General features: G+C 47.9%; 21 protein-coding genes and 1 riboswitch. Of the genes, 12 read left to right on the top strand and 9 right to left on the bottom strand.

Going from position 1 to position 24,328, the window contains the following annotated elements:
- Nucleotides 1-100 precede the first annotated feature (100 nt).
- On the top strand, nt 101-1,225 hold the full coding sequence (locus tag ACWXW9_RS09675; protein WP_494929223.1) for a transglutaminase domain-containing protein: 1,125 nt from the start codon (nt 101-103) through the stop codon (nt 1,223-1,225).
- Nucleotides 1,226-1,341: 116 nt separating this feature from the next.
- Here the strand turns inward: ACWXW9_RS09675 and ACWXW9_RS09670 are convergent, their stop codons facing one another.
- The 3 genes from ACWXW9_RS09670 to ACWXW9_RS09660 are packed head-to-tail and all read right to left on the bottom strand — an operon-like array spanning nt 1,342 to nt 3,800.
- Nucleotides 1,342-1,518 (bottom strand): FeoB-associated Cys-rich membrane protein, encoded by a 177-nt coding sequence (locus ACWXW9_RS09670; RefSeq protein ID WP_014278129.1) that lies wholly within the window; start codon nt 1,516-1,518, stop codon nt 1,342-1,344.
- Between the two features lie 36 nt (nt 1,519-1,554).
- Nucleotides 1,555-3,564: a ferrous iron transport protein B gene (gene feoB, locus ACWXW9_RS09665; protein ID WP_494929222.1), complete on the bottom strand. Its 2,010-nt coding sequence runs from the start codon at nt 3,562-3,564 to the stop codon at nt 1,555-1,557.
- Entirely contained in the window at nt 3,555-3,800 is a 246-nt protein-coding gene (locus ACWXW9_RS09660; RefSeq protein WP_494929221.1) for a FeoA family protein, read from the bottom strand. Before ACWXW9_RS09660 ends, feoB begins: the two co-directional genes overlap by 10 nt.
- A 280-nt stretch (nt 3,801-4,080) precedes the next feature.
- Here ACWXW9_RS09660 and ACWXW9_RS09655 point away from each other — a divergent pair, with 280 nt between their 5' ends.
- A complete protein-coding gene (locus ACWXW9_RS09655; protein WP_494929220.1) occupies nt 4,081-5,208 on the top strand; it encodes a transglutaminase domain-containing protein in 1,128 nt (375 codons plus the stop codon).
- Between the two features lie 52 nt (nt 5,209-5,260).
- The gene (locus tag ACWXW9_RS09650) at nt 5,261-6,601 is read left to right on the top strand and encodes an MFS transporter (RefSeq protein WP_494929219.1); all 1,341 of its coding nucleotides are present in this window, start codon (nt 5,261-5,263) and stop codon (nt 6,599-6,601) included.
- A 122-nt stretch (nt 6,602-6,723) separates the two neighbouring features.
- Here ACWXW9_RS09650 and ACWXW9_RS09645 read toward each other — a convergent pair whose 3' ends face one another.
- Both ACWXW9_RS09645 and ACWXW9_RS09640 read right to left on the bottom strand, forming a co-directional pair.
- A complete protein-coding gene (locus ACWXW9_RS09645; protein WP_494929218.1) occupies nt 6,724-8,190 on the bottom strand; it encodes an amino acid permease in 1,467 nt (488 codons plus the stop codon).
- 134 nt (nt 8,191-8,324) lie between these two features.
- Nucleotides 8,325-8,526, bottom strand: a riboswitch (Lysine riboswitch).
- A 122-nt stretch (nt 8,527-8,648) separates the two neighbouring features.
- A complete protein-coding gene (locus ACWXW9_RS09640; protein ID WP_494929217.1) occupies nt 8,649-9,782 on the bottom strand; it encodes a virulence factor in 1,134 nt (377 codons plus the stop codon).
- Nucleotides 9,783-10,245: 463 nt separating this feature from the next.
- Between ACWXW9_RS09640 and ACWXW9_RS09635 the strand changes: the two genes are divergently transcribed.
- The 4 genes from ACWXW9_RS09635 (at nt 10,246) to ACWXW9_RS09620 (ending at nt 13,942) form a co-directional block, all read left to right on the top strand.
- On the top strand, nt 10,246-11,592 hold the full coding sequence (locus ACWXW9_RS09635; RefSeq protein WP_283653311.1) for a cytochrome ubiquinol oxidase subunit I: 1,347 nt from the start codon (nt 10,246-10,248) through the stop codon (nt 11,590-11,592).
- Nucleotides 11,589-12,620, top strand: coding sequence for a cytochrome d ubiquinol oxidase subunit II (locus ACWXW9_RS09630; protein WP_494929216.1), 1,032 nt, complete (start codon nt 11,589-11,591; stop codon nt 12,618-12,620). The genes ACWXW9_RS09635 and ACWXW9_RS09630 overlap by 4 nt, the downstream gene beginning before the upstream one ends.
- Nucleotides 12,621-12,626: 6 nt before the next feature.
- The gene (gene cydS / locus ACWXW9_RS09625; protein WP_404520786.1) at nt 12,627-12,737 is read left to right on the top strand and encodes a cytochrome bd oxidase small subunit CydS family protein; all 111 of its coding nucleotides are present in this window, start codon (nt 12,627-12,629) and stop codon (nt 12,735-12,737) included.
- Between the two features lie 194 nt (nt 12,738-12,931).
- Nucleotides 12,932-13,942 (top strand): MBL fold metallo-hydrolase, encoded by a 1,011-nt coding sequence (locus ACWXW9_RS09620; RefSeq protein WP_494929215.1) that lies wholly within the window; start codon nt 12,932-12,934, stop codon nt 13,940-13,942.
- Nucleotides 13,943-14,055: 113 nt separating this feature from the next.
- Here ACWXW9_RS09620 and isdG read toward each other — a convergent pair whose 3' ends face one another.
- From isdG to ACWXW9_RS09600, 4 genes are read right to left on the bottom strand one after another with little or no spacing between them, the layout of a single operon-like run.
- Entirely contained in the window at nt 14,056-14,412 is a 357-nt protein-coding gene (isdG, locus tag ACWXW9_RS09615; RefSeq protein ID WP_494929214.1) for a heme oxygenase, read from the bottom strand.
- A gap of 1 nt (nt 14,413) precedes the next feature.
- Entirely contained in the window at nt 14,414-15,205 is a 792-nt protein-coding gene (locus ACWXW9_RS09610; protein ID WP_494929213.1) for an ABC transporter ATP-binding protein, read from the bottom strand.
- Nucleotides 15,202-16,200, bottom strand: coding sequence for a FecCD family ABC transporter permease (locus tag ACWXW9_RS09605; RefSeq protein ID WP_494929212.1), 999 nt, complete (start codon nt 16,198-16,200; stop codon nt 15,202-15,204). Before ACWXW9_RS09605 ends, ACWXW9_RS09610 begins: the two co-directional genes overlap by 4 nt.
- Before the next feature lie 3 nt (nt 16,201-16,203).
- A complete protein-coding gene (locus tag ACWXW9_RS09600) occupies nt 16,204-17,184 on the bottom strand; it encodes an ABC transporter substrate-binding protein (protein WP_494929211.1) in 981 nt (326 codons plus the stop codon).
- A gap of 396 nt (nt 17,185-17,580) precedes the next feature.
- Between ACWXW9_RS09600 and isdC the strand changes: the two genes are divergently transcribed.
- The 5 genes from isdC to isdE all read left to right on the top strand — a co-directional run bounded on the left by isdC (nt 17,581) and on the right by isdE (nt 24,321).
- Nucleotides 17,581-18,096 carry a heme uptake protein IsdC gene (isdC, locus tag ACWXW9_RS09595; protein ID WP_494929210.1) on the top strand — a complete coding sequence of 172 codons (516 nt, stop codon included), beginning with the start codon at nt 17,581-17,583 and terminating at the stop codon, nt 18,094-18,096.
- Nucleotides 18,097-18,167: 71 nt separating this feature from the next.
- A complete protein-coding gene (locus tag ACWXW9_RS09590) occupies nt 18,168-18,635 on the top strand; it encodes an NEAT domain-containing protein (RefSeq protein WP_342415535.1) in 468 nt (155 codons plus the stop codon).
- A gap of 32 nt (nt 18,636-18,667) precedes the next feature.
- On the top strand, nt 18,668-19,159 hold the full coding sequence (locus ACWXW9_RS09585; protein ID WP_494929209.1) for an NEAT domain-containing protein: 492 nt from the start codon (nt 18,668-18,670) through the stop codon (nt 19,157-19,159).
- A gap of 87 nt (nt 19,160-19,246) precedes the next feature.
- Nucleotides 19,247-23,227, top strand: a complete 3,981-nt coding sequence (locus tag ACWXW9_RS09580; RefSeq protein WP_494929208.1) for an NEAT domain-containing protein — start codon at nt 19,247-19,249, stop codon at nt 23,225-23,227.
- Nucleotides 23,228-23,385: 158 nt separating this feature from the next.
- Entirely contained in the window at nt 23,386-24,321 is a 936-nt protein-coding gene (gene isdE / locus ACWXW9_RS09575) for a heme ABC transporter substrate-binding protein IsdE (protein ID WP_494929207.1), read from the top strand.
- Nucleotides 24,322-24,328 lie beyond the last annotated feature (7 nt).

Below are 24,328 nucleotides of genomic sequence, written 5' to 3'. Positions count from 1 at the left end.
CTTTCTTTTAAAACTGGAAAATAGTGTTTTTTATCAAATGGTCATTTGTGGTAATATATACCTGTTTATAACTTTAACTAGAAGGGAAAGGATATTTTATATGAACAGGAAAATAGGGGTTAAGGTAGTGAAATGTCTGGTTGTTGGAGCCGCTCTGGCTACCGCACTGCCACAGACTATGATTTGGGAAAGCGTATCCGCAGCTTCGGTCAAGGCCGAACAAGCGTCGTCAGTACAGCAGTTGGAGGGCACAATCTTGCAAGCTATGCTTGCGCGTAATGAATTACTTACTTTTACATACTCCGGCGACATGAGAGACTTCCAGAAGCAATTACAAAATACGATCAATCGGGCGATGGAAAGTGACCCATATGTAAATTTTATACTCAAAACCTACACATTCAATTATACGGGTACATCTACAGGCGTTGATGTGACCATACGTATGAACTTCCGGGAGTCCAAAGCGCAGTCGGATTATGTGGACAATACGGTTCAGGACGTTCTCAGTAACATTATTACGAATGACATGACCGATCATGAGAAGGTGAAGGCTATTCATGACTGGGTTGTTTTAAATTTAAAATATGATGTTCCACAGCAAAAGTACACAGCTTACGAAGGGTTGACCACCGGCAGTACGGTTTGTCAGGGTTATTCGCTGCTCACATACAGAATGCTGGAGCGCGCGGGAATTGAGAACCGTATAGTGCAAGGGGTTGCAGGTGGACAGGACCATACATGGAATCTGGTTCTACTTGATGGTCAGTGGTACCATCTGGATACGACTTGGGATGATCCTGTGCCAGATCGCGCTAATGTGGTAAATACGTCTTACTACTTGCTGACGGATGATGAATTGAGTCAGGATCATACATGGGTTCACAAATATCCAGCCGCTAGCACATCGTACCAGCAGACCTTGGCAGGACTGATCGCGGAGGGTGGTAGCAGGACGGATGCGTATCAAAAACTGTATGATGATCTGAAGTATGCATCGTATGGTGATAGCGCCCCTAAATCTGCGCGTGAGATTTTGGAATTGACCCAACAGGCTGTCCTCAATGGGCAATCCACGGTATCCTTTCTCTATCAGGGGACGGAAAGAAAATTAGTACAGGATTTGACTCCGCTGTATCAGCTAGGTATCAGAAATCTGAATTATCAATATACCGTTGTGCCAAGCACGGGGAACTTACGTGTAAGTATAACTTGGACACGATAAGAAGGGTCATATCCAGAACGAAGAACTATATTACTTTTATCTGATATAAAATATAAAAAAGCTGCTTCGGTTGCAGGATAGATCCGAAGCAGCTTTTATATTTGATGTGGGTTTGATTAGATATTTTCTTTGATTTTCGTATGATCCTCATTCATAGAACTTCCGGCACAGCCCGGACATGACTTGCTTGATGAGCATCCGGCACAAGCACCTTGACGGCTTTTCCGTAAAAAACGAACAAACACCCACGCGCTATAACCGAGAATCACCAATAAAATAATGATATTGATCACGGAATCCACTTCCTTCTATTTTCATAAGGCTCTAACTTAACCCCAACCTAATAACCTGCCACACTGATAGATCACAACGGCAATGAGATACGCAACAGTCAAAGGATAGATCACGGAAAATCCGGTCCAGCGCCACGAAAGGGTCTCTTTACGAATGACCGCTACCGTAGCCAGGCATGGTACATACAACAGAATGAACACCATGAAGCTAAAAGAGGCTAACGGCGTAAAGGCATGCCTTACTTGCATTTCTAGTCCCTGCATGTCCGGAACGTGGTAAATGATATTCATCGTCGATACCACAACCTCCTTGGCCATAAAGCCTGTGAGCAGGGATGCGCCTGCTTGCCAGGTACCGAAGCCGAGAGGGGCCAGTATGGGGGCGAACCATCCTCCAACAGTGGCAAGCAGGCTATCATTCATGTCTGCACCGAACCCTTGTGGGCCGAAATTGGACAAGAGCCAGATGCCAACGGAGCCTGCAAGAATGATCGTTCCGGCTTTCCGGACGAAGCCCTTGACCTTTTCCCACGTGCTACGAAACAGTGTAAGAGCTTGCGGCACACGATAAGGGGGAAGCTCCACGATGAAGAGGGAAGGCTCACCCGATAAAATGGATACTTTGGAAAAGATTTTGGCAAGTATAAGCGATACGGTGATTCCTAACACATACATCAGCATGATGATGCTTGCCGCATGTGTTGGAAAAAATACACCGGCAAACAATGCATATACCGGCAGGCGGGCCGAACATGACATAAAGGGCACCAGCAACGTTGTAATGAGGCGTTCTCTGGGCTGTTCAATGGTGCGTGCCGCCATAATCGCAGGAACATTGCAGCCAAAGCCGATGATGAAGGGAATGAAGCTTTTCCCGTTCAAGCCGACAGCTTGCATGAGACGGTCCATTAATATCGTAACCCGTGCCATATACCCCGAGTCTTCGATCAGCGAAATAATCAGGAACAAAATAGCGATCTGAGGCAGAAAAACGAGCACGCCCCCAACTCCTGCTACGATACCGTCCACGATGAGACTTTGCGTAAAAGCGGACGCGTTCAAGTAAACGAGCAATTCAGTAATCCAACTGCTTAGTGTCCCTGAAAAAAATCCGTCCAGCATATCTGAAAGAACAGTACCCGCCCAATCGAAGGTGAACTTGAAGGTAGCGTACATCAGCAACAAAAAGATGGGAATCCCCAAATACCGATGTGTTAGCAGTGCGTCCAGCTTGTCTGTCAGACTGTGCGGCTTGAGTTTGGACGTATCGAGCGCCTTTGTACACAGATCAGCGATCCACGCTGTACGTACAGAACGGATATGCTGAGCGGGAGTAGCCGAATAGCCTTCACGGAGAAGTTCTTTCTCGCAACGCTGGATGCGTTCAGTTACTTGTTCACGCTGTACCTCATTCGTCATCCATTCCATAACGACAGGATTGTTTTCCAGACACTGTAGAGCTGCCCACCGAGGGCTTGGCACAGGTGTATTCGTCAGCAAACTGCAAATATCTGTAATAGCGGCCTCGACGGCAGGGCCGTAATCCAACTGGAAGGAATTTGGCGCACGTCGTACCTCTCGAAGTGACGCGAGCATTTGCTTACTGCCGCTGCCCGTGCGTGCCACCATGGGAATGATGGGAACGTTCAATTGATCAGTCAACAATTCCTTGTTTACCCGAAGACCGGTGGCATCGGCTACGTCGGTCATGTTTAACCCAAGTACAAGTGGACGGCCATATTCCAGTAGTTGTACAGTCAGGTACAGATTGCGCTGGAGCTGGGAGGCATCCACGATGTTAATCAGGGCCGCAGGCGGTTCTTCCAGCAAATAACGGGTGGCGATGCCTTCATCCAGTGAAAGTGGAAGCAAGGAATAAGCGCCTGGCAAATCCACCAAAACGGCAGACTTGTCGCGCAGCAGGCCTGTTTTCTTTTCCACCGTCACCCCGGACCAGTTCCCTACCTCTGCATACGTACGAGTCAGCTTGTTGAATAATGAGGTTTTCCCTGTGTTGGGATTACCGAATAGAGCGATCATGTCCATGAAGGAACGACCTCCAGTTGTTTTACCTGATTTTGACGGAGGCCGACCAGTTGACCGTTGCATTCAATGACAATAGGGCCACCCAACAGACTGACTTTTTTTAACCGTATAATGGAACCTTCGTCAATCCCCATGTCCGTTAAGCGTCGGCGCAATGAGGGGTGAAGAGAGGCAAGGGATTGCAGCCGCACGGGTTGACCCGGTGGAGTACGAAGGAGCGAGATACATTCTGGCATGGTACTCAGCCTTTCTAATGTAGAATGAGAATCAATATCAATGATTTCCGATGCCAGTACCATATCATGATGATTACTAGATTGCTGTGATAAAATTCTCTGGGGCCGACATGTTTGCCCGTTGTCCGGTCTGTTATATAGCCGAGTATGGTGTCACAACCTGTCTTTAACTGAACCCTTACTCGTCTGTAACCGACAAAACTAGAGCGCTTGGGTTAGCTGTTTTTATGGTAAGATAGAGCTGTTTACAACTATGCTAAGAAGGGCAGGAACGCTCTGTATGAACAGGAAAATCGGGGTTAGGTTTGTAAAATGCCTGGTGGTAGGTGCAGCGCTGGCTGTGTTGCTGCCGCATGCTGTAGAGTGGGGGAACAATGTATATGCTGCGTCGGTCAAGCCGGTTCCGTCCGTATCGTCACAGCAGCTTCAAAATAAGCTTTTACAGGCAATGGCTACGCGGAGTGAAACGCTGACCTTTACATATCAAGGGCGGGTGAACGGTCTTAAGCAGCAGTTACAGACAGCCATCAAACAGGCGATGGAGAGCGACCCGTATGTGAATTATACGATCAAAAGCTACGCATTCAGCTATACAGGCACAACCACGTCCGCTGAGGTTACGATCCGTCTGAGTTACCGGGAGACGAAGGAGCAGACCGCATATGTGGATAGCACGGTTAAAGCGGTGCTGGGGGACATCATTACGAAGGGAATGACAGATCATGAGAAGGTGAAGGCCATTCATGACTGGATTGTGGTTCGTTTGAAGTATGATGAAACGCAGCAAAAATACACGGCATATGATGGCCTGAAAACCGGAAGTACAGTGTGTCAGGGCTATTCATTGCTGGCCTACAAAATGCTGGAACGCGCCGGGATTTCCAACCGGATTGTGGAGGGAAGAGCAGGAGGCCAGTTGCATGCATGGAATCTTGTTTTGCTGGATGGACATTGGTACCACATGGATACGACATGGGATGATCCGACCCCGGATCGTGGCAACGAGGTAAGCACTTCGTATTATCTGCTGACTGATGCCGAAATGCGCCGGGACCACTCCTGGGTTAAACAGTATCCTCAGGCGAACACCTCGTATCGGCAGACATTGTCGGGATTGGTCGCTGCGGGTGGACCCAAGGCTGCTGTGTACCAAAAGCTGTACAATAACCTGGAATATACGCTGCAAGATGGCAAGGGTCTGGTTAAATCATCCGCCGAAATCAAGGAGCAGGTTCGCAAAGAGATCAATAAGGGCGGTGCCACGCTTACCTTCGGCTATCAGGGAACAGAGCGAAGTCTCAAAGAAGATTTACAGTCGTTGTATCAGCTCGGGTTAAAATCTATTTCCTACCAGATCACGGATTTAGGCAGCACCGGAAATCTCCGTGTAACCCTGAAATGGACCTGAACATTTTGTTGCAATAGAAAAAGCTACATTCATAAGGGAGTATTTTATTCATATGCACAAGCGTTCCTTTACTTATCTACTCGGTACACAGACGATGTCGAATGCGGCCGATATTCTTTATATCATGGCACTGGTGTCTCTGGTGTTTCATGAAACAGACTCGATCTTTTCCTCAGTTCTCGTTCCGCTATTGCGGATGGGCGCACAGATGATCAGCGGCTTTTTAGCGCCGCTGATCCTGGCCCGGTTCCAGCTTCCATTTATTCTGTTCGTTTCCCAGTTTGGTCAACTGGCTTTCTTTGCGCTCCTGCTGGGGCATTTGTGGTCAGCGGGCACGAGCCCGGTATGGGTGCTTGTGTTTACATTGGTAGCAGCGATGTCCTTTCTGGACGGCTGGACCACACCTGCACGTAATGCACTGATTCCGCGCCTTGCGTCCGGGGAAGGGCTGATGCGGGCAAACAGTCTCGTATCGGTCAGCGATCAGACCGTGCAATTGGCTGGATGGGGGCTTAGCGGTGTACTGGTAGCCATGATGGGCTCGGAAAAAACACTGCTGGTGGCTTGCGGGCTATATTTGGTGGCCCTGATCTTTACCAGCTTGATCCGTGATCCGCTAGAGGGTAAAGCCCATTATTTACTGCAACCCGGAACTCGGGTGCAAAGCGGAGACGTACTGGCTTCAACCTCCCCTGCACAGTTGGAAGATACACTGTATGGCCCGGAGTCGGAGAGTCCGGTGTTACCTCCCAAGCGCAAAAAGGAAATATTGCGTGAAGGCTGGAGCCTCATCGGAGCCAGCCGAAGGCTCAAAGCTCTTATTTTTATGGATATGATCGACCTGCTGGGTGGTTCGGTTTGGGTAGGAGCATTCACGCTTGCCTTCGCTCAGCAGGTGTTGCACAAAAGCGAGGCATGGTGGGGATACATTAATGCGGCGTATTTTGCAGGCGCGATTGGCGGCGGGATCATTGTTCTCGCTAGTGTCAAGTATTTGCAGCGCAGACTGCTGCCCGCGATGCTGGTGGGGATGGCTTGCTATGGACTGTTAACGGCTTGGTATGCGCTTAACACATTACCGCCGCTGACGCTGCTGATCGTACTGTTGATGGGATTGCCTGCGGAAATGTCCGTCGTATCCCGCCGTACGATGATGCAAATGAGTGTATCTGTGCACGATTTACCCAAGGTGCTATCCGCACAGGCTACGCTGACGAGCATGACGTTTTGCATCTCGCTATTGCTGATGGGCTGGATTGCAGATCATCTGGGCATCGTTAATTTGTACTTGTTTTCTGCACTGCTGACGCTGATTGCTGTGATTTATGGCATCTTTAGCCGTCGTGCCTTGTCTATGTCTTTGACAGCTCCGATTGCTTCTTCTTCCGAATAACAGAAAAAAAGCCCGTCTCCACATATCAGGGAGAAGATGCTGATGAACCTGATCTGATCCATAGGACCATTCATCCGCATTTCCACCTGTATATGCCCGAAGACGGGCTTTTTTATTATTGTTTATTTACCGGAAGATGCATCCGGGTCCAAATCACACTCGTTTAGTGGAACGATTTTGGTACGCTTGATCCATTTGTAGCCGAGCCACAGAAGAAGGAACAGCGGCACACTCATGTACGTAGCGATCATCGTTTTCCAATCAATCGCTTGCCCTGTAAAGGCATCGGCACCTTGCCCGATAATCACGATGATACACAGAGCGAAGGCAAACAAGGGACCAAACGGGAACCAGCGGGCTTTGTACGGAAGCTCACTCAGACTGCGACCCTGTGCTGTAAAGGCACGGCGGAAACGATAATGGCTGACCGCAATACCGACCCATGTAATAAATCCGCACATCCCGGAAGCATTCAGCAGCCAATTGTAGACCACACCGTCCCCATACAGGGAGGCGAGGAAGGCCAGCATACCGACAGCGGTTGTGATCAGCAGTGCATTCATGGGAATGCCGCGCCGATTGATATGTCCGAGGAAACGGGGGGCTTTGCCTTCCCGTGCCAAAGCGTACAGTACACGTGTTGCCGCGTACATCCCGGAATTACCTGCCGACAATACGGAAGTTAAAATAACGGCATTCATGACGGAGGCGGCAATGGCAAGCCCCGCTTTTTCAAATACCAGTGTGAACGGGCTGACCCCGATGTCACTGATATCTCCCCGCAACAAATTCGGATTGGTGTACGGAATAATCAATCCAATGACGAGAATCGCCAGAATATAAAAGAACAGGATGCGCCAAAAGATTTGACGGATGGCGCGCGGCACATTTTCACGCGGATTTTCACTCTCTCCGGCGGCTACCCCGATCAGCTCCGTTCCCTGAAAGGAAAAGCCTGCGGCCATGAACACGCCCAATACGGCAAAAAATCCACCGTGGAACGGGGCATCCCCCACAGTAAAGTTAGCGAAGCCAATCGCTGGACCTCCCATAATGCCGAAGATCATCAGCACACCCACGGTCAGAAAGATAACCACGGTCACAATTTTAATCATGGCGAACCAGTATTCGGATTCACCGTAGCCTTTGACCGTCAGCGCGTTCAGCGCGAAGATCACGGCTAGAAATAACAAACTCCACCAGGCGGAGTGACTTTCGGGAAACCAGTATTTGATCAGCACGGTCGCTGCTGCCAATTCGGCGGCAATCGTCACGGCCCAGTTGTACCAGAAGTTCCAGCCCATGGCGAAACCAAAAGCCGGATCGACGAAGCGACCTGCGTAGGTATTAAAAGAGCCGGATTCAGGCATAAACGTAGCCAGTTCGCCGAGGCTGGTCATCAGGAAGTAAACCATGAGGCCGACCGCTGCATAAGCCAACAGGGCGCCTCCGGGACCGGCTTCTGCAACTGCGCCTCCACTGGCGAGGAACAGGCCCGTTCCGATGGAACCTCCGAGGGCGATCATTGTCATATGTCGGGCTTTGAGACTTTTCCGCAAGGTTGCGGCAGGTGATGCTTTGTGTTGCACGTTCAAACACTCCTTCATGAAATGGTATTTCATGTCAGGGCAAGAGCCAGAAGGAGGGGGATTACAAACGTCAAAAGACCACAGGAAATACGCCTGCGGCCTTGTCTATGCATTCCGCACCATACCTTCTTCTATAACAAGATAGCTCAACACACGTGTCTGTGTTAGGACATCGCGTGACAGTTCTGCTCCTTTCGGTTAGCAGCCCCAGCATTCGGAGTATTACAAAGAGTCGACTCCGCATACTTCGGCGGGTGCACCTTTCCACAGGAATCACAGACGGCTCTTGGCGTCTCCTCCGGTGTACTGATTACATCCGCGACCTCTACCTCATCATAAAACAGGTTTGATGAGGTGTATGACATGATATGTTATTGTATAGCAAACTAAAGTATAGCGTACCTGTACATCTTCTGACAATCGACAATTTTTTGAAGGTCCAGTCGTAAAATCATAAATCAAGAGTTGCGCTTGGCCATCTGCTGCCAAACCGTCCCTGCGGCTTGTTCGCCTGACTCAATGCGCTCCAGCGCCATTTTGGCCTGTAGACTGACCTCGAATTCGGGGTCATCTACAGCCTTCTCCAGCGCGTCACGCGCGTCCTCGGTGCCAACCTCGTACAAAAAACGGGCAGCCCGCCAGCGAACCAACTTGCTGTTATCTGACAAGGCTCCGATCATAGCTCCGGTAGCCGCCGGGTCGCCGATATCCGACAGCGTATCGCCCGCCGTACGGCGTACGGCCGCTGAAGGATCGCGCAGCGCCCCGAACAGCAGCTCCATCGCCTCCGGTGTGCGCAGATCGCCCAAATAGACGACCCCCAGCCGCCGTAGCTGCATTTTGTCGTCATGCAGCGCTTGGCGGATGAGTGGCAAATGCTCGGGCGTCGGCTCCAGCCGATCCAGCGCGGCGTAGCGGGTACGCCAATCCTCGTGCTGTAGGGCCTGCTCCAGCTCGGCATCGCTCCATTCGCGGCGTTCCTCCACGAATTCGCTGTTGTCCGCGCCGTGGGCAATCGCCTGCTGGATAATCTGCTCCAGCCGCTCCTGCGGAAAGGCAGCCTCCAGCTCCTGCTCCACCTCGCGCGCGATATCCGGCAGTTCTCCATAGCGGACGCCGTAATCGCTCAGCTTGCGCTCCTTGATCAGCGTCGCACTGGCTACTCGGGTTACGGCCTGCACGAAACGGTCGGACAAGGAAATCCGTTCCTCCTGCTGGCCCGCTTTGACCCGGATTTGCATCGGAATGCCCCGGAAAAATTGCACAAATACCTGTGCCTCACCAAACGCTTCCCCGGAGGTTTCCTCTGGCAAGTCCCAATTGGCGTCTGCGCCTTCCTCTCCTAGCTGGTCGCGAACCTGACCCAGAATGGTGGACCAATCTGCGTTCCCTTTGCGATCAAGGGCTACAAAATCTGTCGTGTGAAACACGCTTTTGACTCCTTCAATGCCCAGCATACGCCGGATAAAGGGGGGAGCGGAGCGTTCATTATCCCGTGTATATGTTCTGCGAATGCCCGTTTCCAGCCGCTCATCCAGATGCAGCATCATGGTGTTCGGACTGGGAGTTGGCTCGATAGATGTTATTTTCATAGCGCGGTACAGCCTCCTATTCAAAAGTTCTCCATATATAGCTTATCTGTATTGTACCTCATTCCACGAATGTCTCCAAAGAGGGAGTTCGTCATTTTGATGAAAATACAATGATAAATCTCACACTAATGAGGCTAAAAAGTAGCTGCCCAGAACGATTCGACTGCACATGGCAATATCCAAAATGGAATTCTACTAAATTTATAACGTCAGCATGGTTAAAAATAACAAAATTTAGCTAGACTAAGATATGTTCTCCCATGCTCCAAACGACGAGTAAAGGAGGCGTTCCCATGTTCCGCAAGCAGGAAAGGACGCTCATTATTGTGTGTATTGTGATAGCGGCTATTATGCTGTACGCAGTCATTAAAAGCATAGCCCGCCTGACTCCCTAGATCGTAATCCGAAGGAATGTATGCAGGTGCTTTCTATTTAAAATGTGAAATGAAGGAGTGAGTACCATTTGTCTTCACTGGACCCCGTATTGCTAAGCCGGATGTTGACCGGAATTACCCTGTTTGTTCATATTGTATTTGCATCCATTGGCGTTGGCGTACCTTTGATGATTGCACTCGCGGAATGGCGCGGGCTGCGAACTGGTGATCCGCACTATACACTGCTGGCCCGACGTTGGGCGCGGGGGTTTGTCATCACCGTTGCCGTAGGTGTCGTCACAGGTACTTCCATTGGACTGCAACTCAGCTTGCTATGGCCTACCTTTATGCGGGTGGCTGGACAAGCGATTGCGCTGCCCCTGTTTTTGGAGACGTTTGCTTTTTTCATTGAAGCCATTTTTTTGGGTATCTACTTGTACACCTGGGATCGGTTTAAAAGCAAATATTTTCACCTGATGCTGCTTATTCCGGTAGCGATTGCCTCATCTGCATCAGCGGTTTTTATTACAACTGTGAACTCGTTCATGAACCAGCCTCAAGGCTTTACACTTAAAAATGGAGTCATGACAGATATTCATCCCATCCAGGCCATGCTGAATCCGGCCACGCCGACTAAAGTTTCTCATGTGCTGGCTTCCTCGTATACGTTGAGTGCTGGGCTGCTGATGGGATTAGCTGCCTATAGTATGCTGCGGGGGCGTAACCATCCGTATTTCAAAAAAGCGCTGAAGCTGACCGCCACCTGCACCATTGTATTTGCCATCAGCACCGTGATGATCGGAGACGCTTCCGGTAAATTTCTGGCCAAATATCAGCCGGAAAAGCTGGCTGCTGCCGAATGGCATTTTGATACAATGACGCACGCTCCTTTCGTATATGGCGGTTATATGGACAAGAACGGAGACATCAAGTACGCCTTGAAAGTGCCTTATGCGCTTAGTGTTCTGGCCGGGAATCTGCCCAGTACAGAAGTTAAGGGTTTGAATGATTATCCTGTGGATCAGCGACCGCCGTTGTCTATCCACTATATGTTCGATCTCAAAATCACCACCGGGGTGCTGATTCTCGTCATTCCGCTGTTGTATCTGATTCGCAAGCGTCTGCCAGGTCGTAAACCATACCCCAAATGGCTGCTGCTGGCGCTCATTCTGGTGGGGCCGATGGCTATGGTAGCCATTGAGCTGGGCTGGATGTTCGCGGAGGTTGGCAGGCAGCCGTGGATTTTGCGCGGCTATATGAAGGTGTCCGAAGCAGCGACCACCTCCACCAGTGTGGGATGGATGCTCGTGATGTTTATCATTTTGTATCTCGTGTTGTGCTTCTCGGCCATTAAGGTTCTCAGCAAGCTGTTCCGTAATAAAGATGCAGTGGAAGAGCTGAAGCAGCTGGGTCTGGAAGGGGCTGAAGGGAAGTGAGCTATGAAATTGTCGGTATCGCCATTTTATGGACCTTCCTGTTCGGTTATTTGATTGTGGCATCTATTGATTTTGGCGCAGGCTTTTTCAGCTTTTACAGTGTGCTGACAGGTCACCAGAACAAAATCCACAACATTATACAGCGGTATTTATCGCCGGTGTGGGAGGTAACGAACGTATTTCTCATTTTTTTCGTGGTGGGACTGAATGGTTTCTTCCCGGATGCGGCTTATTATTATGGCACAGCGTTGCTCGTTCCCGGCAGTATTGCCATTGTGCTTCTCGCGATCCGCGGGGTGTACTATGCGTACAACACGTATGGACATTCCGGTACAAATAATATCGTCTACATGGCATTGTACGGCGCGACAGGGCTGCTGATTCCGGCGGCGCTATCAACGGTTCTCGCCATTTCGGAAGGCGGCATTATTGTGGAAAACAGCACAGGTGTTCATCTGCGATGGGGTGAGTTATTAAGTAATTCCTATACGTGGGCGGTTATTTTCCTGGCGCTGGTGAGTGTGCTGTATATCTCGGCGATGTTTTTGTCGTACTATGCCAAAAGGGCAGGGGACAAGGTCGCTTTTGAAATCGTGCGCGGGTACGCGCTACTCTGGAGCGGTCCTACGATTGTGGCGAGTCTGCTCGCATTTTTTCAGATTAACAAACAAAATCCAGACCACTTTGCCAATATGCTGAACATGGCCTGGATGTTTGTCGCCTCCTTCGTCTGCTTTGTCGGAGCTGTTTATCTGGTATGGCGGCGGCGTCATCTCGGAACCTCCTTTATTCTGGTTATGCTGCAATTTGCATTTGCCTGGTATGGCTATGGCCGCTCGCATCTGCCGTATGTTTTGTATCCCTACATTAATGTGCACCACAGCTTTACGAACTCCGCCATGGCATATGCATTGATTACGGCGTTTAGTGCGGGACTGCTGGTGCTGATTCCGTCACTGATCCTGATCTTGAGACTGTTCCTGTTCGATGCGGATTATGTGCGAGGACAAGCGAGGAAGAAAGGGTGAGTACAAATGGCTGCTTTCGAGCATTTTACGATCATGTATGAGTCGCCTATTATTATTGTGGTGGCGATTGTGTTTCTGTTTATGTACTCGGCACGCTTTAAAAATCCACAGGACTGACAGCAGCATCTGAGATGGCCCTTCCTGATTGATAGGGGAGGGTCCATTTTTGCATGTAAAAGGCGGATTGAATTATACTTTACATACACCAGCATGTTGCATCATTGGATGTTCACACTCGCGTGTAATATATAAATGAATTAATCCGTTTCGATCTCTTTGGAGAACGGGTCCGTCAGGGGAGGAGTTACATCATGCCCAAAGTTCGTTTTAACAACATGGATCATGTCAACACCGATAAAACACTCAAGCAATTCAGACAGTGGCGGCAGGAGCGCCGCAGCAAAACGAAGGATTATACGTTCGTTGTTCCGAACCATCCCCCGGAGCTGGAGTTTTTGCACAGTAACCGGGAAACGACGACGGCGACCTGGGTAGGGCATTCTACCTTTTTTATTCAGTATCTCGGACTGAACATCGTTACGGATCCGGTGTGGGCTGAGCGTATGGCTTTCGACAAAAGACTGGCTCCGCCCGGCATCCGCATTCAGGATGTACCGCCGTTGGACATCATTCTGCTGTCTCATTCGCATTATGATCATTTGCATATGGAATCGTTGCGCAAATTGTATCGTGCAGATACGCTGATGCTCGTACCTTCGGGATTGAAGTCGAAAATGGTCCGCAAAGGCTTCCGTAACTGCCATGAGCTGAAATGGTGGGATCATTTTACGGTAGGCGGGGTGCGATTCACATTTGTTCCGGCCCAGCATTGGACGCGGCGTACGCCGTTTGATACAAATACTTCGCATTGGGGTGGGTATGTGCTGCAAAGCGAGCAGCAGGTGATTGGCTCTGCCACGTCTGTCACAGAATCGCATACTCATTCTAATTCAGATACAGCAGTTGCACCGACGTTGTACTTTGTAGGAGATACCGGGTACTTCCGCGGCTTTAAGGAGGTTGGCGAGCGCTTTGACATTGACCTGACCTTTATGCCGATTGGTGCGTATGAGCCAGAATGGTTCATGACCTCGCAGCATGTGACACCGGAGGAGGCATTGCAAGGGTTTGTGGATTGCGGCGCGGATCAGATGATCCCGATGCATTACGGAGCTTTTAAGCTGGCGGATGATACGCCGAGAGAGGCGCTGGATCGTCTCGAAGCGGAGCGTGAACGCTTGGGCATCGCCAAGGAGCGCATTCATATACTGGGACACGGTGAGACGCTGAAAATTCAAAGCCTTTGTTCAACTATAATCTGAGGATTCTATATAAAAAGCGACTCTGCGGACAAAGGTCTGCGGAGTCGCTTTTTATGGTTGTTTTGAATGAGTAAAAAGGTACAGGCAGACAAGTCTGTCGCTGTGTTACAGGATTAAACCGCTTCGCTATCGCTCACCAGCGAGGATTCGGAGTCATTGTTGGCAATGGGGTGACGCACGATTTTGACTTCATAGAATGTGATTTTATTATCTAAAATATAGTCTGGAATTTGGCGGTGGCTGTGTGATTCACGGAAAGCTTCGCTTTTGGTCCAGCCCTGGAAGTTTTCTTTTTCCTTCCAGCGTGTGCTGATCGTTACTTCATCATAATCTTTTGTATTTTCAGTGAGTAGCACTTCCAGACCGAGGAAGCCTTCCATTTTCTCCACTTTACCTTCTTTGTTAAAGCGTTCGATGAGCAGGTGGGCATTGCCCGGGGTGATTTTAGATGTGTTTGTAACGATAACCATATTAAATTCCTCCTGAATGATGTGGTATGGTCGGTATAATGACCGGATAGCCACCCTCAAATTTGATTGTAGCGTTCATTTCATAAATGTCACGAAGAAAAGCAGACGTCAAAATCTGACGGGGTTCGCCGGCAATGGCAATTCGTCCCCTTTTAAGCGCAATCATATGATGACAATAGGCCGCAGCTTGCTGCAAATCATGCAGTACCATAACAATCGTCAAGCCGGACTCGTGATTGATACGCCTCAGCATATCCATAACCTCAAATTGATGGGCGATATCCAGAAAAGTGGTAGGTTCATCGAGCAAAAGAATGCCCGTTTGTTGGGCCAAAGCCATTGCAATTCGCGCTTTTTGTTGTTCACCTCCCGATAGAGTATGGAACATCCGATCCGCATAGGGCTTCATGCCTGTGATTTCCATGACATGGTCCACAATATGCTGATCCTGTCCGGTATGCCGTGTCCTCAAGCCTTTGGCATGAGGGGATCTTCCGTAAGCGACCAGCTCACGAACCGTTAATAACGGCAGCATATCCTTCATTTGCGGCAGCATTGTAATCGTCTGGGCAAAATCACGCCGCCTGTACTCCTGCACGGGCTTGCCCAGTACAGAAACCTGTCCCTGATCCTGCTTGAGCAGCCGTGTAATAATCCGCAAAAGCGTGGATTTGCCCGAACCGTTGGGCCCGACAATTGCGGTGAGCTGTCCGGTGGGTAAGGTAATGTTTACATCGTCCAGCTTGAAATACCCGCGCTGCAAGGAGATATGCTCACCCTGAATGGCTGTCATCCGAAATTCCCCCGTTTCTTGAGCAGGATTAAGAAGAACGGCGCTCCGATGACGGCCAGCAAAATACCTACAGGCAGTTCAATCGGATCAAACCAGGACCGTGCCACCGTATCCGCCAGTACGACCAGTGTCCCGCCGCCCAGAATGGAAAGGGGAAGGAGGAAGCGATAATCCTCCCCGATCAGCAGGCGGATAACATGAGGAACGACCAGTCCTACAAAACCGATCAGCCCCGCTACGCTGACTGCCGTACCGGCGAGCAGGGCAGAGAGCAAGATAATGAGCAGCCGCTGGAGCTCTACTCGCTGTCCGAGCAGTTGTGCTGAATCATCGCCCAGCAGCAGCAAATTGGCAGGCTTGATCGTAAACAGGGAGGCGATTAAGCCGATGATGGCGTAAGGCGCCATGAACTCCAGATGATGCCAGCTTCGTCCGTTCAATCCGCCGGATAGCCAAGGCAGAACTGCTTGCACGCGGTCGCTGTACATGACCATCACGCCGTTGGTGAGCGCGCCCAGCAGCGCATTGATGGCAACGCCAGCCAGCACGATTTTGACCGGAGAAGCCCCCCGGTCCCAAGCCAGCAGGTAAATGACAATAGCACTCAGAAAGGCTCCCAAAAAGGCCGTTACCGGAAGAAGATAACTGAGCTGCGGAAGCATGACCATCGTGATGACCGCAGCGAGTCCACCACCGGCCGATACGCCAATAATGCCGGGATCAGCCAAGGGATTTTTCATCACTCCCTGAAGAAGTGCCCCGGAAGCTGCCAGACATGCTCCTACAAGCAGACCCACTAGTACTCTGGGGAGCCGGAGATCCATCAGAATTGTGCGATATATTGAGTCATCGTTATACATCAAAACCTGATTGATTTCTCGTAGTGGAATCGACACCGATCCATAAGCCAGGCCGTACACGGATACGGCTAGCAGCAGGATCGGAAGCGTAATCCAGGCGATGGTGCGTCTTCTTGTGCGTTGTAGTTTGTTCATCGCTTATTTCGCCGGATACAGCTTTTGATGCATCAAATCCAGCGCTTTAGTAACCCGTGTGCCCGGATTTGTTCCGAACAGATCGGAGGGTAATACTTCAACCTGATTGTTTTTGACTGCCCGAATTCCGCTCCAAGCTGCATTTTCCTGCATTTCCTTGATAAAAGCGGCTTTGACCTCATCCGTATTGCCGTGGGTCATAATCAGGATGTAGTCAGGGTCGGCCTGTACGATGCGTTCCGTATTTAGCTGTGCATATTGCGGGAAATTTTGCAGGCCCGGAAAATCAGCGGCAATATTAGAACCGCCAGCCATTTCCAAAATATTTCCGCCTAATGAATTTGGCAATGCCGCCATATATGTGGCCGGGGCTCCGTAGACAAGCAGCACTCTAGGTTTGGAGGCAGAGGCTGTTTCCTTTTGTAATGTGGCTACCTGTTGGTCAATTTGCTGATTCAGCTTCACGGCCTGAGTCTGCTTTTGCAGTAATTGTCCGAAGAGTGTAATTTGCGACTGAATATCTTTGACTGAATTGGCCCCTGTCAGCAGCAACTGCGAACCGACACCTTCAATAGCTGGAATGTCTTTCTCATTCATAGGGTAATTGCCCAATACGACATCCGGTTTGAGCATCGTAATTTTCTCCAGATCAACTTCATGAGTAGAGCCTACTTGTTGAACGTTTTCAGCAGCAGGCACGACGGAAGGTCCATTCGAGTTGGGTCTGCCAACGGCTGTCCCGCCCAAAGCATATATGATATCCAGATCGCCATTGCTGAGCGCAATGATATGTTGAGGGACACCTTGGAACGCCAACGTCCGTTTTGAAAAATCAGTAACCTGAATCGTCACATCGCTTGTTGTGCCGGAAGTGGCAGATACAGATGCAGTGGTTGGTTTGTGATCTGCGGCCGGAGTACCATTACTACATCCGGTAACTGCCAATAAAAGCGCTGCGGATGACCACAACACATAAGATTTCATGTCATTCCTCCTGCAATTTTAAGTTAAACAATAATGATAATCATTTTCATTTATGTATAAGAGAATGATAATGAATATCAACGAGGATTGTCAATTAAAAAAACCAAAATTTTAAATAATTTATTTACTGAAATGGAGTAGATGGGATTCATGGTATAGAGGAAGGTATCCTAAATTTTTCTTAAAAAATAGCATATATCAAGGGGTTATATACACGCAAATACATATTGACATATTCGAAAAGTGTAAGATATATTGGTGATGGGTTCACTTGGTTTTGCGAATTTCTGGATGGAAAGGTGGGAGACAAAGCTCAAGAAGAGCTATTTTTTTTAGAATTCAATTGAGAATGATAATCAATTAATTATATTCTCGTGGGGAGGGACTGCTGTCAAAATGAGGAAGGGTTATTCTGCAATGATTGCTGTGTTTCTGCTGGTCAGTGTGCTGAGCTTTTGGCCAACTTCATCATCTGTGGTAGCCGCTACGGCTTCTACAAAATTGGCGGATGGTACATACACGCTTAAATACAATATTCTCAAGGCCGAAAACGATTCTGTATCCATGGCTAATGATTATTTTGAGAAGCCAGCCAAGCTGTATGTGAAAAAAAGCCAAATGACCATGCAAATTAAGCTGAATCACAGCGAATGGACAACCGGGTTTAAAGTGGATTACAAAGGCAAAATTATCGACACAAAGGTCATTCACAAGGACACCAAAACCGATACCCGTACTGTACAATTTCCAATTACAACTGTGAACAGCCCGCTGATTTCAAAAATTCATGTTACCGTCCCTGCGTATAACTACGATCATGACTATACCATTCGCTTCGCTTTTGATTCCAAAAGTGTCAAAAAAGTAGCGGCCGTCCAGTCAACGAAATCAACCAAATCTTCTAAGAAGTAAATTCAAGCAATCTTATCGTTCATAAAATCAACATAAATTCAAGCATAAAAAATGGAGGAGTGTGTGTAGATATGAATATGGTAATGAATCGCTTTGAGCAGTTTTCTTTCAAAAAGGTACTCGTTGCATTGATCATGACAGCGCTTGTTTTTGCAGTTATTGCTCCGTTCTCTGCTAAAGCGGCAGCAGCCGACGGCACGTATGCAGTAGACTATACCGTTCTGAAAGATCAAACGAATGAAACCTCCCGTCTGGATAGCTATTTAACGAAACCAGCTCAGGTTATTGTAGCTAATGGCAAAAATGTTGTTCGTTTGACTGTGAAAAGCAGCAATCTGATCACAACGTTCAAAGTGGAACAAAACGGCGTACTGCAAGATGCGACTGTGGTAAGCACTGATACTGCCAGCAACACTCGCGTAGTGGAATTCGAAGTTGCTGACCTGAATGCTAAAGTCAACGCTTACGCTGAAATCACCATTCCAGTCATTGGCTACACAGGCAAGTATGACGTACAACTGCAATTCGACGAAATCTAATCCACAATAAAACGTAAAAGGAGACTGAGAACATGAACATGATCATGAACCGTATGGATTTGAAAAAAGTAATGCTTACTGTATTGATGGCTGCTCTGGTATTTGTTGTACTAGCCCCGTTTTCTGCAAATAAAGCGAATGCGGCTTTGCCTAATGGTACGTACACCATTGATTACACTGTGTACAAAGATGGTACAACTTCCCCTTCCTACATGGATACAGGCGGTTATGTGGCGAAGCCAGCTGCCTTGATTGCTGCTAATGGTCAGTACAAGGTTAGAGTGACGATTACCAAAAGCGCTTGGGTCACTGAATTCAAGACACAACAAAATGGTCAATATGTGAATGCAACTGTAGTCAGCACATCCGGTGATACAAGAGTGGTTGAGTTTCCGGTGAGCGATTTGTCCGCGCTATTGAACGCTAAACTTCACGTAAGCGTGCCGAAAGAATACACTGGCGGTGTGCCATACGATCACGATTACATCGTTCAATTTGGTTTTGATGAAGATACGATTAATTAGTACAGAGACATTGCATTGATTTGAATACTCATTTGAAGTTCGGGAGAGCTTCAAATGAGTATATTTTAAGTAGGGGGATTAATACACTTGAAGAGGCAATTTAGAAAATACTTAATAACGTTAGCGACCTTTGCCATGCTGCTTTCGGTTGTGTTCCCGTTTGCACCAGTTGTATCTGCCGAAGATACTGTCACATCAACTGAATCTGGTGTGTCTGCAACTTCTGTGAGTGAGGATGTATATTCGACAGAACCAAGTATGGCGGAAACAACCCCGACAGAGAACGAAACGGCACCATCGGGAGGTGTGGTTTCAGTAGCAGAGGTACAGAGCCCCAGCGTCGTTCAGGACTCCAATAAATATTCAATTGAATATGCAGTGAAGAACAGAAAGACAGGCAACAATTCACCACAAGCTCTCTATTTTGTGAAACCAGCTACTTTTAAAGTAGAGTATAATGCGTCAGTCGGACAAGCTACGTATCATGTTTCTTTGAATATTGATAATCCAACAGAACCATTATTAACAGATTTTGAATTTAAACAAAATGGAGAAGGTATTTCTGCTCATGTTTCAGATTTGATCCAAACAGGAGACAAGTATAATCAAAGATCTGTAACATTTGACGTGTATGATTTAACTCAGAAAATTGATGTGGATTTTAATTTCAAAAATATAAAGAGAGAAAACTCGATTGAATTTGATCCATCTACAATAAAGGTTGCAGAGGAGACGACTCCGCCTGTAACATCACCAGAACCCGAAGTTCCTTTACAACCAGGAAGCCTTGACTTCACGATTTTGACAGATAAATCGCAAGATGTTTCCGTTATGGACGGCTATGCTGTAAAACCAGCTAAACTGGTTCAAAAAGAGAACAAATGGTACGTTCAACTGACACTTAAAAACAGCAGTTGGATTCCATCTTTCCAAACAGAACAGAATGGAAAATATGAAGAAGCGGCTACGGTATCCACTGAGGGTGACCAACGTACAATCGAGTTTGAAGTAGGCAATCTGTCTAATAAAGTAAATGCTCATACCCACGTTATCGTGCCTGGTTTGGAATTGGGCGGAGTACCATACGATCATTGGTACTATGTTCAAATCCAGTTTAACGGCAGTGTTACCCCTGATCCGGGTTCTTCTCTGCAATCGGGAAGTATTGACTTCTCTGTTTTAAAGGATAAGTCGCAAGATATGTCCGTTATGGACGGATATACTCTAAAGCCAGCTAAAGTGGTCCAAAAAGGAAACAAATGGTATGTTCAACTGACGATTAAAAACAGCAGTTGGATTCCTTCCTTCCAAACAGAGCAGAATGGAAAATATGAAGAAGCGGCTACGGTATCCACTGAGGGTGACCAACGCATAGTGGAGTTTGAAATAAGAAGTCTGTCTAACAAAGTAAATGCTTATACTCACATTATCGTACCTGGTTTGGAATTGGGCGGAGTACCATACGATCATTGGTACTATGTTCAAATCCAATTTAACGGCAATGTTACACCTGATCCGGGTACACCTTCGACTTTGGTAGATGGTACGTATTCCATTAACTTTGATGCGCTGCACGCAACCAAGGATCAAGCCTCTTCGATGGCACGGTACTTGGTGTCGCCAGCAACACTGACAGCGACGAAAGGCAAGTATGAAGTGTCCTTCCAGATCAAGGATAGCGCAACGATTACGAAGTTCAAAACCGAACAAAACGGAACATTAACGGACGTGGACATTGTGAGTGAGGATAAAGCATCCGATACTCGCATTGTGAAGTTCCCATTGGCTGATTTGGATGCCATTTTAAATGCGCAGGTTCATGTTAGTACCAGCTACAACGGAACCCCTTATGAAATGGACCATACGATCCGTCTCAAATTTGATAGAAATAGTGTAACACTTAAAGATTCGACACCAACAAATCCAGGTACACCATCGACTTTGGCGGACGGCACATACTCCATCAACTTTGATACGCTGCATGCTACCAAGGATCAAGCATCCGCGATGGCACGATACTTGGTGTCGCCGGCAACATTGACAGCGACTAAAGGCAAATATGAAGTGTCCATCCAGATCAAGGACAGTGCAACGATAACGAAGTTTAAAACCGAACAAAACGGAACGTTAACGGACGCAGGCACTGTGAGTGAGGATAAAGCAGCCGATACTCGCATTGTGAAGTTCTCAGTGGCAGATGTGGATACCATTTTAAACGCGCAAGTTCATGTAAGTACCAGCTATAACGGAACCGTTTATGAAATGGATCATGCGATCCGCCTCAAATTCGACCGTAGCAGCATTGCGGTTAAAGGAACGGATGGCGGTACAACTCCTGGAGCTGAGAACGGCAGATACAGCATTGATTTCTCCGTACTCAAAAACGGAAGCAATGAAATATCTGTGATGGATGGTTATATGCAAAAACCAGCCACTCTGTTGAAGCAATCCGGCAAAAATTTGATCCAGATCAAAATGGACAAGAGTAGCTGGATTAAAACGTTCAAGGTAAACGGTGCAGAGGCTCAGGTTATTGATCAATCGACCTCCGCAGACACAAGAACCGTACAATTTGAAGTTGCAGATTTATCGGATAAAGTTACGGTTAATACACATGTCATTGTACCGGGTCTGGAATTGGGTGGCATCCCTTATGACCACGTATATGATGTGCAGTATCAATTCGAGCCTGCTACCATTCGCAGCTTTGTCGAACCGTCCTCTACAGGAGCGGCAGATCCAATCGTGAAATTGGATTTTGACAAGCTCGCTAATGGTAAATATGTTTTGAAATTCAGCATTGTTTTAGCGGATGGAACAACAGGAGAGGATTCTCCAGTTCAACGCTTTATTGCCAATGAACCAGCGCAATTGGTCGTGGAAGGCGACAAACGGTTTATTGGTCTGAAGCTGCAAAACAGCAACGAAGTGAAGGCATTGCGCATTTGGGACACAGCAAGCGGAGGCTACAAAGACGCAGAAGTGACCCAGGAAGATGCAGCAAGCAATACCAAGAACGTTCGTTTTGGCGTAAGCGACTTTAAGAACAACGTAAAAGGACAACTGGTTGTTTACGAAGCTCCGAAGGTAGCGAGTGCTACTCCTATGGTCTTCAAAGCTGAGGATCGTGCAGAGAAGGTATACGATTTTGAATTCAAATTCGATACTAGCGATGTAACGTATTACAACGATAAAAAGACAAGCGAAGTTGAAAAAGGGAAAAGCAATTTAGCGGATGGAGAGTATACAGCAAGCTTCCGTTTGCTGGCGAACGGAACAGACAAGGAATCCCTTGTGGCTCCTTTTGTACAGAGTCTCGCGAAGCTGGTTGTGAAGAATGGCAAAGTGCAAGCACATCTGACCGTTACGGACAATCAGGCTCTGAAGTTGTTCCAAACGGATTTTGAAGGCCGTTATGCCAATCCAACCGTTGTGGGTTCCAACACGAAAGGTGACACGCGCACCATCGCTTTTGAAGTGCCTGATCTGGACAAAAAGCTGAGCGTGTACACACAGGTATACTTGCCTGAGAAATTTATTTTTAATGAGAAGTTCGGCGGACAAATTCAATTTGACCGTGCATCGCTTAAAGGTGAGGGAGTAAATGTAGCTTCTACGGACAAGGCAGCAGAACCGACTACACCTGTAGCTGAAACAAAACCTGTAGTGGAGCAGCCGGCTCAAACCTTAGCTTCCGAAAAGCAATACACAATCAACTACGATGTATTTAAAGATAAAACGAGCGAAGCTTCCGTCATGGATGGATACCTCGATAAGCCTGCTACATTGATTGAAAAGGGAGACAAGCGTTATATTCAAGTTACATTGAAAAATAGCTCTTGGATGCCTGTTCTTCAAGTGGAGCAGAACGGTAGCCTGAAAGATGTGGAGGTCATCTCGACATCTGGCGATACGCGTGTCGTTCAATTTGAAGTCGGGGACTTGTCTCAGAAAATCAGTGCCTACACCCACGTCATTGTGCCAGGATTGGTTCTTGGCGGCGTGCCGTATGATCACTGGTATACCGTTCAATTCAAATTTGACGAAGCGAGCCTGAAAGCAAAATAACATCAGGACGCAGGAGCATCATACCTGCTTCAATAACAGAATAGCTTATATGCAAGCAAGTCTTGGTGCCCTGGCATCAAGACTTGTCAGCATTTCATTACCCAAAAAGTTGAGGCTCACGCAGCTTCTATATTTTGAATTGAGGTGATTTGGCTTTCATGAAACGATATACAGCGTTGGTACAAGGAAAATCATTCTGCTTTTATATGTTGATGGGTCTGGTGTTTTTGTTGCTCGCCGGATGCTCGGGAGGAGCAGCGGCTGGACAGAACGATAATGAAGGCGCAAAATCAGCAGCAACGTCCGGTGATAAAACACAGCCGCGTATTGTGGCTACAACGGTAGCCATTGCAGAAATTACGGATGCGCTGGGCCTGGATTTGGCAGGCAAGCCGACAAGCATGAAAGCACTGCCTGACCGTTACAAGGATGTACCTGATGTGGGTAATCCGATGAGTCCTGATATGGAAAAAGTGATGTCGTTGAAGCCAACGGACGTACTGTCGGTTACGACACTGAAATATGATTTGGAGCCAAAATTTAAAGATTTGAAAATCAATGCCGAATTTATGAATTTTGAAAGTCTCGCGAATATGCAAAAAGAAATTCAAAAGCTGGGAGATACGTTTGGTAAAGCCGAAAAGGCCAAGGAGATTAATGGAGCCTTGGACGCCAAAGTAGCCGAGATTCAACAAAAGATCAAAGGGAAGAAATCCCCTAAAGTATTGATCTTGCTGGGGGTACCGGGAAGCTATCTGGTGGCTACCGAGCATTCCTACATTGGGGATCTGGTTAAAATTGCAGGCGGGACGAACGTAGTCCAAGGTGAGAAAGTGGAGTTCATTGCCCACAATACCGAAGCCTTGCAACAGTCCAATCCAGATATTATTTTGCGTGCTGCACACGGGATGCCGGATGAAGTGGTCAAAATGTTCGACGAGGAGTTCAAAACTAACGATATTTGGAAACATTTTAACGCTGTGAAAAACGGACACGTCTATGATCTGCCAGAGCCGCTGTTTGGAACAACAGGAAATTTGGCGGCAAACTCGGCGATGGATGAGCTAGTAAAAATGTTGTATCCTTCGAATTAAAGGAAGC

The sequence above is a fragment of the Paenibacillus sp. LT-B23 genome (genome assembly GCF_059417685.1).
Note: the sequence above shows the minus strand (reverse complement) of the source record. Positions and strands in the feature narration are given on the sequence as shown.